This window comes from Mucilaginibacter phenanthrenivorans, assembly GCF_024721155.1.
Taxonomy (GTDB): domain Bacteria; phylum Bacteroidota; class Bacteroidia; order Sphingobacteriales; family Sphingobacteriaceae; genus Mucilaginibacter; species Mucilaginibacter phenanthrenivorans.
Genome location: NZ_JAHVAP010000005.1, coordinates 606,174 through 622,530 on the forward strand (window position 1 = coordinate 606,174; position 16,357 = coordinate 622,530).

The window sequence follows — 16,357 nt, forward strand, 5'->3', positions numbered from 1 at the left end:
CCGTTTGGGGGCGCTGTACTTTTGTTATGTACAATAAAGGAAAACAAAAATGAAGGACCAGGAAATAACAAATTACAGCCGTATTGAAGATGCAATAGGCTATATCCGCAACAACTTTAAAAACCAGCCCACCCTTGAAGAAATTGCCGAAAAGGTGCATTTGAGCCCATTCCATTTTCAGCGCATTTTTACGGATTGGGCAGGTGTAAGCCCGAAGAAATTTCTGCAATATATCAGCCTTGATCATGCCAAGAAGATGCTGGCCAGCCAGGCAACATTGTTCGACACTGCTTTTGATACCGGCTTATCGGGTACCAGCCGTTTGCATGATCTGTTTATAAATATAGAGGGAATGACGCCCGGTGAATACAAAAACGGCGGCGAAAACCTGCAGATCAATTACAGCTACGCCGAAAGTCCCTTTGGAAACATTATGGTAGCATCAACCGAAAAAGGCATCTGCCATATAGCATTTGCCAACAGTGAAGGAGATGGGCTAGTTGAACTCCAAAAGGCATTTCCGAATGCAGCTTACAAACAAGTGGTTGATATGATCCAGCAGAATGCGCTGTACATTTTCAAGCACGACTGGAGCAAGCTCGACGAGATCAAACTTCACCTAAAAGGCACAGACTTCCAGCTTAAAGTTTGGGAGACGCTATTGAAGATCCCTGTTGGAAAATTATCAACCTATGGAAATATAGCCGCTCAGCTTAACCAGCCAACCGCATCAAGAGCAGTAGGCAGTGCTGTGGGCGATAACCCGGTGGCGTTTTTGATCCCCTGCCACAGGGTGATCCAATCCAGCGGTCAATTTGGGCAATACCATTGGGGCAGTAATCGCAAAACGGCTATGATAGGATGGGAAGCGGCGCAGATAGAGGCGGTGAATTAATTCTTATGTAGAGACGCAATATTTTGCGTCTCCCGCGTCCGGATTTTAAATTTACAGGTAAGAAATGCAAAGTAAGAGTCTCAATATTTTGCGTCTCTACGTTAACAAAAGTGAATAGCAATGCAGGATATAACACCAAATATAGCCTCCATAAACTGGCAATCGGTAACCGAATCCATGAACACCGCGGGCTATGCAATTATTCCAGGTCTGGTTTCTGCGGAAGATTGTAATGAACTGATTCAAAATTATGGCAACTCATCAGCATACCGCAAAACCGTTGTAATGGAAAGATACCGTTATGGCTTGGGGGAGTACAAATATTTCAACTACCCCTTACCATCATTAGTACAACAGGTAAGGGAACGGGTTTATCCCAACCTTGCCCCTATCGCCAATAATTGGATGCGAGTGTTAAACATCGATAAGACATTCCCCGATACATTCGCAGAATTGCAGCAGCTTTGCCACGCCAACAAACAGGAAAAGCCTACCGCATTGATCCTGAAATATGGCCCCGGTGGTTTCAACACTTTACACCAGGACTTATATGGCGACGTTTATTTCCCTATGCAACTGGTGATGTTTTTAAATGAGCCGGGCGAAGATTATACCGGCGGCGAGTTTGTGCTTACGGAGCAGGTCCCGAGAGCTCAGTCAAAGGCAATAGTTTTAAAACCGCGAAAGGGAGATGTGCTGGTATTTACCACCAACTTTAGGCCGGTTAAAGGGACAAAAGGTTATTACCGGGCTAATATGAAGCATGGTGTAAGCGCACTACACAGCGGTGAACGTTATACACTGGGCATCATTTTTCATGATGCATTGAGTTAATGATCAAACACAGTCACATTACTGATGCGGAACTGCGAAAACTAATCAGGCATAAACAAATTCTGCTTGGTGGCAATCGAAAACTTAAAATTTATGGCACGCTAAATTGCAAGTCGGGCAGGCGGATGAAAAGAGAGAACCGGGTATTTTTCACATCAGGAAACGAAGCCATTGATGAAGGCTACCGGCCCTGCGGACATTGCATGATTGCAGCATATAAAGAATGGAAAAATGGATTTGTTTAGTAACGACGAAATTATAAACCTGCTCCCGTATGACGGTATTGTAAATTATCATGGTCGCGTTATGAGTGCGGAAGCCGCATTAAATTATGCCAATGTGCTGATGGATACCATCGCCTGGAAAAACGATGAGGCTGTTATTTTTGGCAAGCATATCATCACCAAGCGTAAGGCTGCCTGGTACGGCGACGATGGCTACCTATATACCTATTCCAATACTACAAAAAAAGCGTTAGCATGGACACCGGAATTATTGGCGCTGAAACAGCTGGTGGAAAAAATTACCAACACGACCTTCAATTCCTGCCTGTTAAATTTATATCATAACGGCGATGAGGGAATGGCATGGCACAGCGACGACGAATCATCTCTTGGAAAAAATACCACCATCGCATCTCTCAGTTTCGGCGCCGAACGGAAGTTCAGCTTGAAACACAGATCATCCAAACAAACCGTTTCAACTATACTTGAAAACGGCAGTCTGCTGGTGATGAAAGGCACCACACAAACCAACTGGCTGCATAGTTTACCAAAAGCAAAGCGCATTACAAAGCCCCGGATAAACCTCACCTTCCGCACTATTATTACCTGACAGAAACAGGGTTAATTTTTGGATTAATTGCGCTAAAAATGTTACCATCCAACATGCCAAAAAAATTATAATTTAGCTTTTAAATTAAAAATACTATCCCTCTTTTATTTTAAGGCATTAAATGGTAAGAAAAAGTAAAATTTTAATACCTGTATTCGGCGTATATAGAATTGTATTTGTTTTTATTATACTGTTAATCGCTCTTAAGGGCGGGGCACAAGGGTTGCAATTTAACTCGAACGACAGCCTGCTCAGCAAGCGTACATCTTACCTTGTTTTTAAAACTGATCCGCCTACTTTTAAGAGCCATCTTTATATAAATTTTGACCTTTCCCTTTGGGATAATGAGCATTTGGGGTATATCCTTAATATTACCGACGGCAAAAACAACTCCTATAGCTTAAGCTCCATTTACAATGGCTCCCCGTTTCTGAACTTCAACATCGATAGCAAAAGCAATAAGATAACTATTCCGCTAGCGCCTAAGCAATTAAAGAAACGAAACTGGATGCCGGTAAAGATCGACATTGATCTTAAGGCTAATACTGTTGGGATCTTAATAAACGGCAAATGGTACAAGGCCGGCGATTTTGGATTCGACAACGCCATCACACCCAAAATATATTTCGGAAAAAACGAACATTACTCTGATGTTCCGAAAATGGCCATCCGTAATTTGACTATTGGCGATGGGGTAAAAAACTACTCCTTCCCGCTTAACGAGTGGAGCGGAAAAAATGTATTCAGCAGTGATGGGGATGATTTGGGATCGGTGGATAACCCGGTTTGGCTCATCAATGAATCGTACTTCTGGACGCCAAGATTCACCCGCGACTTTAAAGAGGTGGCCGGGGTTAATTTCGATGAAGCTACCCAAAGGCTCCTGATGTTTAAAAGCGACTCGCTCATATTTTACGATGTGCAGCGCAATTACCAGGCGGCGCAGGCTTTTCAAAACCCATGCCCCCTGCCGCTGCATTTGGGCAAAAGCATTATAAATACCAAAGAAAATAAGCTGTATGCCTACGAAACTTTAAAGTCCACCAAACAGTCACCAACACCTTTGCCTAGCGTCGCCTCGCTCGACCTGGCAACTTTAAAATGGGACGTGGTTGGCAAAGCTAACATCAGGGAGCAACGGCATCACCACAATATATTTTATGATAACAAGCAGGAGAATTTTTACCTGTTTGGCGGATACGGCTCATATTCCTATTACAAGGATTTTTTTGAGTACAATAAAGCCACAGATAGTTGGGATAAGATCCAGTTTACCGGCGATAAAATTATGCCGCGCTTTTTTTCGGGCTTTAGCCAGGCTGATGAAAATAACGATGTTTATATTTTTGGCGGATATGGCAACCAATCGGGCAACCAGGTTGTTGGTGGCCAGCATTTTTATGATCTGTATAGGATTAACTTAACAAGCCACACCATAAAAAAATGCTGGGAGATTACCCCACCCAGCGAAGACTTTGTGGCTGCCAATAACCTCATTATATCTGCCGACAAAAAAAGCTTTTATGCCATTTGCTATGCACACGATAAACCGAAAACCAGTTTAAGGCTTTATAAATTCTCTATCCAAAACGGCTCGTACGAAGCTGTTAGCGGCAACATCCCGGCAAAGGGTGAGCGAATTGAAACCGATATTAATCTCTTCTATAACCATACGCAGGATGTTTTTTACTGCGCCATACAGGAATTTACCACACCAGACTATTCAACAGTGAGGGTTTATTCGCTGGCATCGCCGCCGGTAAGAGAAAAAGATTACTTGGCATCACAACAACCGGAAGCCACTACACATTTGAGATACTCATATATTATAGCAGTGGCGCTTGCCATAGCAGTGGCGCTTGCCATAGCAGTGGCGCTTGCTTATTCAAGGCGGAAAAGAAAAAAAGCAGATTTAGAGCCTGAGGGTACTGACAGAGATTTGGCAGCCGCCGCTGCATTACCTAAAAAGGAAGACGAAAAACGCCCTAATGCCATTTATTTATTAGGTGAGTTTACCGTATACGACAAACAAAGCAGGGACATCACCTATATGTTCAGCCCCAAAATAAAGCAATTGTTTATCCTGGTATTATTAAACAGCAAGGGCGAAGGCGGCGTAGTTTCAAAAAAGATCTCGACAACCTTGTGGCCTGATAAGGACGTTGCCAAAACAAAGAATATAAAAGGAGTTACCATTAACCACCTGCGCAATATCCTTGCTGATATCGATGGCATTGAGCTTAACTTCTCAAACGACACATATAGCTTTAAGCTAAGCGACGACCTGTTTTGCGATTATTTCATCGTAACTGACGCTATTGAAAATACAGACAATGTAAACAATCAAAGCGACGACACTATTTTAACCCATTTCGACCTGATAGCCCGTGGCGGCCTGCTGCAATATATTCCTGAAACCTGGCTGGATGGCATTAAATTGAACTATGAAGAGGCCCTGATGCCGCTGATCCTACCCGAAGTAAGAAAAATTTACGAAGCAGGCGACTTCCGCAAAACCCTTGAAGTAACCCGCGTGGTTTTGAACATCGATCCATTTAATGACGAGGCAATAAAGTACAAGCTCAAAGCCCTCAGACGCACAAAAGGCGTTGAATTCGCACACAAGATCTATAATGATTTCGTTGCTGAATATGAAAAATCATTAGGCGAGGTTTATGCAGTGCCCTTTGAAAAGATTTGCCCGGCGAAGTGAGGGTTGAGTTGATTAAGTTTATTGAGTTAGATTGGGTTTATTAGTTGGAAGCTGTAATTAAAATAAACTTTCCTTCTTAAACCAGGCATCGCATGTCAACAATTCCCTACCATAGTTTCCTAACTTATTCAACCCAATCTAACCTAATCAACCCAATCAACCATTCCTTAACTATTAACAAATGGGTTAATTCGCCCCGGTTAATAAAATTTATAGGGTATTAACCCCAATTTTAACCCTTTCTTTAATACTCCACGCTCTAATATTGTTCAGCCAATTGAAGAACATACAGGTTTAACCAACCTGGCTGACCACCTGTAATTCTGATGCGGGCTGCAATTATTATAAACCAATTAACCAATTACTTTATTTATGAAACAAACTTTTACCAATTATGGTGGGTGTCATAACGTCCATCATCGGGGTAAGTTCATGAAAGTGCTGTTCAGATTCGGAACACTGCTCATGCTTTTACTTCTCTCCTTCTCCACCTTCGCGCAAAGCACGGTACAAGGTACTGTTAACGACGAAAAAGGACAATCGCTTCCCGGTGTAACCGTAAAGGTTAAGGGCGCGGCCGGCGGTACGGTAACAGATGTTAACGGAAAATTCTCCATTGCAACTGACAAGGGTGCAACCCTGATTTTCACCTTCCTGGGTTACCAGGAGAAGAGCGTTCCGGTTACCGATCAAAAAACTTACAGCGTTTCGCTGGAGCCAGCTTCTTCAACGCTTAATGAGGTTGTGGTTGTAGGTTATGGTACGCAAAAGAAGGCATCCTTAACCGGCGCCGTTGCTTCAGTAACCAGCCACGAGATTGTAACTACAAAGAATGAGAACGTTGAAAACATGCTTACCGGTAAGATTGCTGGTTTACAGGTTGTGCAAAACACAGCTGAGCCAGGCGATTTTTCGAACAACATTTCGATAAGAGGCATGGGCAATCCCTTAATTGTAATTGATGGTATCGAACAGCCGGATTTTTCTGTTACCGGTGGCAACGGCGACAACAGCGTTGGGTCCAGCAACATTTTTTCGAGGATCGACCCTAACGATGTTGAAAGTATTTCAGTTTTGAAGGATGCTTCGGCCGCAGTTTACGGTGTTAAGGCAGCTAACGGTGTAATTCTCATTACTACCAAAAAAGGCAAGGCCGGCACGCTTCAGCTTACCTATACCGGCACTTACGGCTGGCAGGTACCTTCGGGATTACCAAAACCGGTAAATGCTACAGATTACATGACACTGGTTAATCAGCAGGCTTTGCACCAGGCCAACGGAGGAAACCTTGTTTATACCCCGGCAGATTTTGCAGCATACACCAACGGCACCAAGCAAAGCACCGATTGGTATGATGCTACGTTCAAAAAATCAGCAATGCAGCAACAACATAATCTTACCGCAACCGGTGGTAACGAAAGTACGCAATATCTTATAAGCGGCGGCTTTACTGACCAGGACGGGATCCTGCAGAGTAATGACCTTAACTACAAACGTTATAATGTACGCTCTAACATTACCAGTAAGGTTGGCAAAAACCTAACGGTTAATTTAAACATGAGCGCCATTTACGATAAAAAGAATTCGCCGGCGCAATCGTTCTGGTACACTACCAGGGAAGCCTGGCGCGAATTACCTACCCAACCGTTTTATGCCAACAACAACCCTATGTACCTGTTTAATGGTACGGTTGACGGCGGTAATCCAATTGCCTACGGAAGTTCGGACATCAACGGTTACAGTACGCAAACCAATAAATTCTTTGACGGCTCGTTAAGCCTTGAATATAAGGTTCCGTTCGTACCCGGGCTTTCCATAAAGGGTGTGTATAGCTACGATGAGCAGATCCAGGATAACAAGCTGTTCCAGCAAACGTACAACCTTTACAGCTACGACGATGCTACCAAAGCGTATATTCCTTCAGTGAATAATTCGCCGTCGTTTGTACAACGTCAATATTATGATTATCCAAAAAACACTGACCAGTTCTCTATTAACTACGCGCATAGCTTCGGAAGCCACAACATAAGTGCCTTATTGCTTTATGAAGGCAATGAGCAAAGTGGTGATAACTTTGCAGCCTACAGGCAGCTTGCTATCCCTGTTGATCAGATAGGAGCCGGTAACTCGACCAATCAAAACGCTACACAAGATCAAGGTAACAATGCTTTATATCAATATGCAACCAATTCGATTGTAGGACGGTTAACTTACGACTACAAAGGCAAGTACCTGGCTGAATTCAGTTTCAGGGATGATAAATCGTCGCGATTTTCACCTGACCAGGGATGGGGATTTTTCCCGTCAGCATCATTAGGATGGCGGGTATCAGACGAGAACTTCTGGAAAAACTCATCAGTTTTATCACACATCGAAAACTTAAAGTTCCGTGCCTCTTATGGCGTGCTGGGTGATGATGGCTCGTTATATTACCAATTTTTAAATGGATATAACTACCCTGCCGGCGGTTCAAATAACCAGTTGCCCGGCGGTGCAGTATTTGGCGGCACGTATATAAACTCTGTTCAAAGCAAGGGAATTCCTAACCCTACGATCACTTGGTCAACCTCGCATACATTTGACGCAGGTGTTGACCTGGATGCCTTTCATGGTTTATTCAACATTACATTTGATTATTTTATCCGCGATCGTAAGGGATTACTTGCCTCGGCAGTTTTGCAGGTACCTGACGTACTTGGAGCCCCGTTGCCACAGGACAATCTTAACGGTGACAGGACTAAAGGATTTGACTTTGAGATCGGCCACAGGGGCAGCATCGGCAAGTTCAGGTACAATGTAAAGGGAACATTCCTGTACACCAATACCATGAATACTTCATTTGCTGAATCGAAAAAAGGCAACTCATATCTCGACTGGCAAGGCCTGAACAGTAACAGGAACCAGGGCATACAGATGGGTTACGGCGGTTCAGGACAATACCAAAACTATCAGCAAATTTTAAACAGCCCGGTTTACGTTAACAGGGCGGTAGTAGTAGGAGATTACATTTACCAGGATTGGAACGGTGACGGCCAGATTGATGGCAATGACGTACACCCCATTGCTTATGGCGGCAATCCCAACGGCGGACCTGCAATCCCTAAAATTACTTATGGCCTAACCATTGGTGGTTCGTACGCCAATCTTGATTTTAACCTGTTATTCCAGGGAACCGGGATGTACAGCGTCTCGTACATCGAGCAGTTGAATATTCCGTTATGGGGTGGAGGCAGTGCCTTAACTCAGTTTAATAACGACTTTCACCCGGCTGATCCTAATGCAGATCCTTACAATCCGAACACCGTGTGGGTACCCGGAAAATTTGCCTACACTGGCACTACGGCCAATACCAACTCGACTTTCAACTTTGTTAATGCAGCTTATTTGAGGCTAAAGAGCGCTGAAATTGGCTACACCCTGCCAAACAGGGCGCTAAAGGTAATTGGCGTTAAGGGCGTAAGGATATTTGCAAACGGCTATAACCTGTTTACTATTACAAATGTAAAATACGTCGATCCGGAACACCCGTCGGGTACCTATGGCTACTTATACCCGCTTGACAAATTGTTTAACATTGGCTTAGATGTCAAATTCTAATCAGCAACAGATCATGAAAAAATATAAATATTTAATATTACTGGTATTCTTACTGGCGGGAGTCTCGGCTTGCAGAAAGCTTAATATCCCACCTAAAAATATCATCCAGGATGCAGACGTTTTTTCGTCAAACGGTGGTATCCAGGCCTATATGGCACGCCTCTACAGCGAACTGCCTATTGAAGATTTCAGGTATTCACCCCAAAGAGGGTTAAACTTCTTTTGGATCATCAGCCCTACGCCTGCTACAACAGGCGAGGCATTGAGCCGCGACCAAACCGGCTCGATGCAGGAAAATCTTGGCGGATGGAACTGGGACCTTTGGTCAGGTTCATATACTGTAATCCATGATTGCGATTACTTTATTCAAACCTTGCCTAAATATGCAAGTACATTCAGCACTGCACAGGTAAATGCATGGCTTGGCGAGGCTTACTTTGTACGCGGCATGACTTACTTTGCACTCGTAAAACGTTTAGGCGGTGTACCGATTGTAAATACAGTGCTAAACTACACCCCGGGATCTGATGTTACCGATCTTAAAGTGCCACGTTCATCAGAACAGGCGGTTTGGGACCAGGTAGCAAGTGATTTTGATTTTGCAATAGCTAACCTGCCTGCGGTAAACACCGATTACGGCGATGGTAGCCGCGCAAATAAATACGTTGCCGCTGCATTTAAATCAAGGGCTATGCTTTATGCAGGCACAATTGCTAAATACAATACTATTACGCTGTTTGATGCCAACAAAAACCAGCTTTGCGGAATTCCCGCAAGCGCCGCAGCATCATATTTCCAAAAAGCCTATGATGCCGCTAAAACGCTTGATGGCATTTACAGCCTGTATTTATCGGCGTGGTCACCAACTGATAAAGCTGCACAATACCAAAATTTTGTAAATATGTTTTTTGATGCCGGAAGCAAGGAGAACATTTTTGTACGCGAATACAGCTATCCAAACTCAGTACATGGTTACGATGCTTATAACGTTCCACGCCAATTGATAGGGCCAAACGGCTACTCAGCCGAAGTTAACCCTACGCTTAATTTTGTGGAAATGTTTGGCGGCTTACCTAAAAATGCCGATGGCACACTTAAAACATTGGACGCAAGCGGACATTATAACTTGTATACCAACACTATGGACCTGTTTGCTAACGCCGAGCCGCGCTTAAGGGCAACCGTAATATTCCCGGGTGATGTATTTAAAGGTCAAAATATCGAGATCCGTCGGGGCATTTACACAGGAGCTGCAACCGGCGGCATTAGCCCGCTATTACCTGCGGGATCAAGGTCGCAATACCCACTTACTAATCTCCAGGTTTCTTCAACATCTACACAAACAGCTTATAAGCTGCCTGATGGAACATTGATGAACCCAGCCGGGTTGAGCGGAATTTTCACCGGCGACCAAACCTGTGCTATTTCAGGCTTCTCGGTAAGGAAATGGCTTGATCCAAACCTTGCTACTTCGCAGGTAAAGGAAAACAATGAGGCCCAAACCTGGATTGAGATGCGTTATGCCGAAGTATTATTAAACCGCGCTGAAGCAGCCCTGGAACTAGGCAGCGCCGGTACCAATGGCGCTAATGCGGCTGATGCCTTTACCGTTATTAACCAGATCCGTTCAAGGGCCGGAGCAACTCAACTGTCGGGTGTGGGCGCCCTTACCATCGATACGCTACGTATGGAGAGAAGAAAGGAGCTTGCCTTTGAAAATAAAACCTATTGGGATTTAAGGCGGTGGAGAATATTTGATAAAGAGCAAAACGGAACCATCTACAAAATATTAATGCCCTTCTATTCGTCACAAGCCGGCAAATACTTCTTTGACGCGCGCACCGACGAGAGGAATGACACTTACACCTACGACCCAAGGTGGTATTATGAGCAAATTCCGCAGGGAGCTATAACAAAGAGTACTAACTTAATTCAGAACCCAGGTTATTAATACATAAAAAATGAAAAAGCTATTTTATACAGCAATGTGCCTGGTAGTGGTTGCGGCCAGTTCATGCAGCAAGGTGGATAACTACGCAGCTCCGTCGTCCACACTATCCGGCAGCACTATTGATGCAGGCACCGGGCAAACCGTGCAAACGGAAATTGGAGGAGGAGGCACACGCGTTAAACTGCTTGAAATAAGCTATAGCGCAAACCCTACGCCCTATTATTTCCAATCGAAACAGGATGGCACTTTTAACAATACCAAGTTGTTTGATGCTACTTACAAAATTTCGGTGGAAGGGCCGTTTGTGCCTATCGTGCAAACAGATAATACAGGTACGGTAATATCAGACGCAAGCCAAACCATAACTTTAAAGGGTTCGGCAACCGTTAACTTTAAAGTTGAGCCGTTTTTGAGGATAGAATGGGTTGGCAAACCGGTATTTAACGCCGATAAATCGGTTACCGCACAGGTTAAAATTACCCGTGGCACCGCTAATCCGGCTTACCAGCTTGATGTAACTAACATTAACCTGTATGTAAGCAACACCCAATACGATGGTAATAACAACTACGATCCGAGGTATTCAACACTTACCACTTATAATGGATCGGACGGTACCAGCCTTTTGGGCCAAACCATCACCATAAAAACTATTGGTGGAGCGTTACCTGCGCAGGATGTTTACTTCAGGGTTGGCGCCAGGATAAATGCCGGCCTTGATGAATACAATTACAGCACGCCTGTGTCAGTGCCATATCCATGATCAAATTAATTTGAGGAGGGCTTCGGCCCTTCTCTTTTTCGCCCTGCATCTACCCTATTTATAAAATATAATTAATGAAAAGATCTATCCTATTTTACAGTTTACTGCTTAGCTCGCTCGCTGTGTCTGCACAGTCTACAGAAAAGCTTCCGCAAAAAACCGCCTTCCAAACCAGCAGCCCCTGGATGCCCGAGATTGATGTACGGTCAGACATTGCCATTGTTTACGGCACTAATGATCGCCCCGGGATGACCTTTGAGCAACGTGTACAATCGTGGCGCGACCATGGCTACCAGGTAAATTTTATGACCGGCATTGCCTGGGGACAGTATTATGATTACTTCCTCGGTAAATGGGATGGTAAGAACCATCTTGGCGTAGGCCAGGTAACCATTAAGGGCGATACCATTATGCATGGCAAAAACATGCCTTATGTAGTTCCCGTGCAGTCGTTTATTGACTATATGAAAACGGCTGTTGTTAAAAGGGTAATTGATGCCGGAATCACCACCATATTTTTAGAGGAGCCCGAGTTTTGGGCCCGCGCCGGTTATAGCGCGCCATTTAAAGAAGAATGGCAAAAATATTACGGCTTCCCCTGGAAACCACAGGACGCCTCTGCCGAAAACACCTATCTATCGAGCAAATTAAAATACCATTTATATTACGATGCCATCAAACAGGTGTCATCATACGCCAAAGAATATGGCAAAAGCAAAGGCGTTGCTGTGAAGGTTTTCATCGCAACCCACTCGCTTGTTAACTACTCATCATGGCAAATTGTTAGTCCGGAGGCAAGCTTAGCTTCGCTGCCCGGTATCGACGGTTACATAGCCCAGGTATGGACAGGTACCGCCCGCGAACCTACATTTTTTAACGGGGTGAAGAAGGAGCGTGTATTTGAAAATGCCTTCCTTGAATACGGTTCAACCGAATCCATGACGGCGCCAACCAAACGCAAGCTGTTTTTCCTTACCGACCCGATCGAGGACCGGGTGCATGACTGGAGCGATTACAAACGTAATTACCAGGCTACATTTACTGCTAAGTTGCTGTACCCAATGATCTCGGATTACGAGGTAATGCCATGGCCCGAAAGGATCTATACGCACCCTTACCCGGTACCGAACAGTAACGAGAAGATCCTGATCCCGAATTTTTACTCCACCCAAATGCAGGTAATGGTTAATGCACTAAACAGCATGCCAAAATCTGATAACAAGGTATCCGGTGTAAACGGCATCGGTGTGTTGATGAGCAATTCATTAATGTTCCAGCGCTTCCCTACGCATAATGGGTTTGAAGATCCGCAATTTTCTAACTTCTATGGTCAAACCTTACCATTGGTAAAACGCGGTGTGCCGGTACAAACTGTTCACATGGAAAATTTGGGTTATGCGGCATCATTAAAACACATCAAGGTTTTAGTGATGAGCTACTCGAACATGAAGCCTGTGTCGGTTGACGTACATAACCAGTTAGCTGCCTGGGTTAAAAAAGGCGGTGTGCTGATCTATTGCGGTAAGGATGATGATCCGTACCAATCTGTTATGGAATGGTGGGATACCAAGGGCAATAAATTCACCGCGCCATCACAACACTTGTTCAAATTGCTGGGCATCAACCCCACAAAAGATAACGAGCATTTTAAAGTTGGTAAAGGTGCGGTGTATGTACTAAGGCAAAATCCTAAAGAATATGTAGTGCAGGCCAATAACGACGGCGGCTACATAGATGCCGTAAAGCGTGCTTATGAAAAAGATGGAAAAGCTGGCGAGCTTACTTTTAAAAACAGCCTTTATTTAGAGCGCGGCCCTTACGATATAGTAGCCGTAATGGATGAAAATGCCGATGGCAAGCCTTACGTAGTGAAGGGTCCGGTGATCGATCTGTTCGACCCGCAATTGCCGGTGCTCGCCGAAAAAACTATTAACCCCGGCGAACAATCATTGTTATATGTGGTGAACCGTGTTGCGGATAAAACAAAGCCGCAGGTGCTTACATCTGCATCAAGAATTTATAACGAACAGGTACAGGCCGGCAGCTACACATTTGTAGCTAAAAGCCCGGCTAAAACAGTAAACAGCGCCCGTGTGCTGCTACCTGCGCAGCCGAAAAGCACAACGGTTACTGACAGCAAAGGACAAGTTATTACCGATGTTAAATCATCGTGGGATCCATCATCAAATACCCTTTACCTCGGTTTTGCCAATAGCCCCGACGGTATTAAGGTTGATTTGAAATGGTGATAAAAGAGCTTTTTTGAGGAAAGGTTGGTTACTTCCGTGCACGAGCAATTGTGCGCGGAAGTTTTTTTGCCTTATATAAGTTATTAAACAGTATTACAAATAATTGAATTCACTAAATATAAAATCAAGGCCTTCTCATAACGCTATGAAAAAAGTCACCCTACTTGCAACCCTATTTCTACCTTTTACATTATTGGCCCAAAAGGCGGCTGTTGTCTCAGATCCCGTTGAACTGATCAACCCGCTGATGGGAACCATGTCGAAACCCGCGCTGTCAAATGGTAACACTTACCCGGCACTTGCGCTGCCCTGGGGCATGAACTTCTGGACGCCGCAAACCGGCAGAATGGGCGACGGCTGGCAGTACACTTACGATGCTGACAAGATCCGTGGCTTTAAACAAACACACCAGCCATCACCGTGGATGAATGATTATGGTATGTTTTCTATCTTCCCCGAAATAGGTAAGATAGTAGTTGACGAAAATAAACGCGCCAGCTGGTTCTCGCACAAGGCCGAAATAGCGAAGCCATACTATTACAGCGTTTACCTGGCCGACTATGATGTTACAACCGAGATCACCCCAACCGAGCGTGCGGCCAGTTTTAGGTTTACGTTCCCCAAAAGCGATAGCTCACATATTTTGATAGACGCCTTTGACAAGGGATCCTATGTGAAGATCATTCCCGGCGAACAAAAGATAATTGGCTACAGCACTAAAAACAGCGGCGCCGTAACCGATAATTTTAAAGACTATTTTGTTATTTATGTAGATAAGCCCTTTGAGTTCGCAGCAGCCTGGCACGACAAACAGGTTGATAAAGGACAGCTGGAATACACCGGAGACCACACAGGTGCAGTTATCAGCTTTAAAACAAAAAAGGGTGAGGAGGTACATTTACGGGTAGCATCATCCTTCATCAGTATTGAGCAAGCTGAACTCAACTTAAAGCGTGAACTGGCTAACGACAGCTTTGCGGTTACTGAACAAAAGGCTAAAGCAACCTGGAACAAAACGCTGAACCATATAAATATCGAGGGCGGCACTATCGACCAGAGCCGCACTTTTTACTCGTGCCTTTACCGTATGTTGTTCTTCCCCAATAAGATGTACGAGGTTGACGCCAACGGTCAAAACGTACACTATAGTCCATACAATGGCAAAACAATGCCGGGTTACCTGTTTGCAGGCACCGGTTTCTGGGATACATTCAGGGCGCTTTATCCCTTCCTGAATTTAGTGTACCCGTCCATCAACAAGGAGATGCAACAGGGCCTCATTAATGATTATAAGGAAGGCGGCTGGCTGCCGGAATGGTCGAGCCCGGGTTACGCCGATTGTATGATTGGGAATAACTCAGCATCGGTAGTTGCCGAGGCTTATTTAAAAGGGATGCGCGGGTATGATATCAACACGCTTTATGAGGCCTTGAAACATGGCGCTAATAACGAGGGGCCGAATGCAGCAGGTCGCCGTGGCGTTGAATATTACAACACATTAGGCTATGTGCCTTATGATGTAAAGATTAATGAAAACGCAGCCCGCACGCTGGAATATGCTTACGATGATTTTGCCATATACCAATTAGGGAAAGCCCTTAACAAACCGGCGTCAGAAATCGACATCTATAAAAAACGCAGCCAGAACTACCACAACCTGTTTGATAAACAAACCGGCCTGATGCGTGGCAAAAATAAGGATGGTTCGTTCGAAACGCCATTCAACCCGTTTAAATGGGGCGATGCATTTACCGAGGGCAACAGCTGGCATTATACCTGGGGCGTATTTCACGACATCCAGGGATTAATAAACCTGATGGGCGGCAAGCAACAATTCATAGCCAAGCTCGATTCTGTATTTACCCTGCCGCCAACTTTCGACGACAGCTATTACGGAACTGTTATCCATGAGATCCGCGAAATGCAGATCGCCAATATGGGGCAATATGCGCATGGTAACCAACCTATTCAGCACATGATTTACCTGTATAATTTTGCGGGCGAACCATGGAAAACCCAATACTGGGCACGCGAAACCATGAACAAGCTTTACAAGGCGACACCTGATGGCTATTGCGGCGATGAGGACAACGGCCAAACATCAGCCTGGTATGTATTTTCGGCGATGGGCTTTTACCCGGTAACCCCGGCCAGCGACCAATATGTGCTGGGAGCCCCGTTATTTAAAAAGTTAACCATCAACCTGGAAAACGGCAAAACCATTACCATAAACGCAGCCAACAACAGCGCCGAAAATAAATATGTAAACAGCCTGAGCGTTAATGGAAAGCCTTATAACTTCAACTGGTTAAGCCATAAGGCTTTGTTGAGCGGTGCAAATTTAAATTTTGATATGTCGGCCACCCCAAATAAGCAAAGGGGGATTGATAAGGCTGATGTGCCCTACTCGATGTCGAATGAGAAGTAAAAATCATAAGTAACAATAAAAACCATCGCTGCCGCGAGTTTAGTCCGAAGGACGTAACTCGTGGCAACGCATGTGATAAGCTTTCAGCTTATC

10 protein-coding genes are annotated in these 16,357 nt (G+C 44.6%); all 10 read left to right on the forward strand.

Annotated features, from left to right (window positions below; genetic code table 11):
* Window positions 1-49: 49 nt before the first annotated feature.
* Complete coding sequence (locus KXD93_RS14740; protein WP_258137921.1) at window positions 50-895, forward strand: methylated-DNA--[protein]-cysteine S-methyltransferase; 846 nt, start codon at window positions 50-52, stop codon at window positions 893-895.
* Between the two features lie 120 nt (window positions 896-1,015).
* Window positions 1,016-1,729 (forward strand): 2OG-Fe(II) oxygenase, encoded by a 714-nt coding sequence (locus tag KXD93_RS14745; protein WP_258137922.1) that lies wholly within the window; start codon window positions 1,016-1,018, stop codon window positions 1,727-1,729.
* Window positions 1,729-1,974: an Ada metal-binding domain-containing protein gene (locus KXD93_RS14750; RefSeq protein WP_258137923.1), complete on the forward strand. Its 246-nt coding sequence runs from the start codon at window positions 1,729-1,731 to the stop codon at window positions 1,972-1,974. The genes KXD93_RS14745 and KXD93_RS14750 overlap by 1 nt, the downstream gene beginning before the upstream one ends.
* Window positions 1,961-2,563, forward strand: coding sequence for an alpha-ketoglutarate-dependent dioxygenase AlkB family protein (locus tag KXD93_RS14755; protein WP_258137925.1), 603 nt, complete (start codon window positions 1,961-1,963; stop codon window positions 2,561-2,563). The genes KXD93_RS14750 and KXD93_RS14755 overlap by 14 nt, the downstream gene beginning before the upstream one ends.
* A 121-nt stretch (window positions 2,564-2,684) precedes the next feature.
* Window positions 2,685-5,276, forward strand: coding sequence for a Kelch repeat-containing protein (locus KXD93_RS14760; RefSeq protein WP_258137926.1), 2,592 nt, complete (start codon window positions 2,685-2,687; stop codon window positions 5,274-5,276).
* Window positions 5,277-5,648: 372 nt separating this feature from the next.
* Window positions 5,649-8,873, forward strand: coding sequence for a SusC/RagA family TonB-linked outer membrane protein (locus KXD93_RS14765; RefSeq protein ID WP_258137927.1), 3,225 nt, complete (start codon window positions 5,649-5,651; stop codon window positions 8,871-8,873).
* 13 nt (window positions 8,874-8,886) lie between these two features.
* Window positions 8,887-10,824 (forward strand): RagB/SusD family nutrient uptake outer membrane protein, encoded by a 1,938-nt coding sequence (locus KXD93_RS14770; RefSeq protein ID WP_258137928.1) that lies wholly within the window; start codon window positions 8,887-8,889, stop codon window positions 10,822-10,824.
* 10 nt (window positions 10,825-10,834) lie between these two features.
* Complete coding sequence (locus KXD93_RS14775; protein ID WP_258137930.1) at window positions 10,835-11,587, forward strand: DUF3823 domain-containing protein; 753 nt, start codon at window positions 10,835-10,837, stop codon at window positions 11,585-11,587.
* Window positions 11,588-11,661: 74 nt separating this feature from the next.
* Window positions 11,662-13,836: a hypothetical protein gene (locus KXD93_RS14780; RefSeq protein WP_258137931.1), complete on the forward strand. Its 2,175-nt coding sequence runs from the start codon at window positions 11,662-11,664 to the stop codon at window positions 13,834-13,836.
* 145 nt (window positions 13,837-13,981) lie between these two features.
* Window positions 13,982-16,264, forward strand: a complete 2,283-nt coding sequence (locus KXD93_RS14785) for a GH92 family glycosyl hydrolase (protein WP_258137932.1) — start codon at window positions 13,982-13,984, stop codon at window positions 16,262-16,264.
* The last annotated feature ends 93 nt before the right edge of the window (window positions 16,265-16,357 follow it).

Excerpts from the sequence above, each read along its gene's own strand:
- KXD93_RS14740 (WP_258137921.1), top strand. The coding sequence starts at position 50 with ATGAAGGACCAGGAAATAACAAATTACAGCCGTATTGAAGATGCAATA.
- KXD93_RS14745 (WP_258137922.1), top strand. The coding sequence starts at position 1,016 with ATGCAGGATATAACACCAAATATAGCCTCCATAAACTGGCAATCGGTA.
- KXD93_RS14750 (WP_258137923.1), top strand. The coding sequence starts at position 1,729 with ATGATCAAACACAGTCACATTACTGATGCGGAACTGCGAAAACTAATC.
- KXD93_RS14755 (WP_258137925.1), top strand. The coding sequence starts at position 1,961 with ATGGATTTGTTTAGTAACGACGAAATTATAAACCTGCTCCCGTATGAC.
- KXD93_RS14760 (WP_258137926.1), top strand. The coding sequence starts at position 2,685 with ATGGTAAGAAAAAGTAAAATTTTAATACCTGTATTCGGCGTATATAGA.
- KXD93_RS14765 (WP_258137927.1), top strand. The coding sequence starts at position 5,649 with ATGAAACAAACTTTTACCAATTATGGTGGGTGTCATAACGTCCATCAT.
- KXD93_RS14770 (WP_258137928.1), top strand. The coding sequence starts at position 8,887 with ATGAAAAAATATAAATATTTAATATTACTGGTATTCTTACTGGCGGGA.
- KXD93_RS14775 (WP_258137930.1), top strand. The coding sequence starts at position 10,835 with ATGAAAAAGCTATTTTATACAGCAATGTGCCTGGTAGTGGTTGCGGCC.
- KXD93_RS14780 (WP_258137931.1), top strand. The coding sequence starts at position 11,662 with ATGAAAAGATCTATCCTATTTTACAGTTTACTGCTTAGCTCGCTCGCT.
- KXD93_RS14785 (WP_258137932.1), top strand. The coding sequence starts at position 13,982 with ATGAAAAAAGTCACCCTACTTGCAACCCTATTTCTACCTTTTACATTA.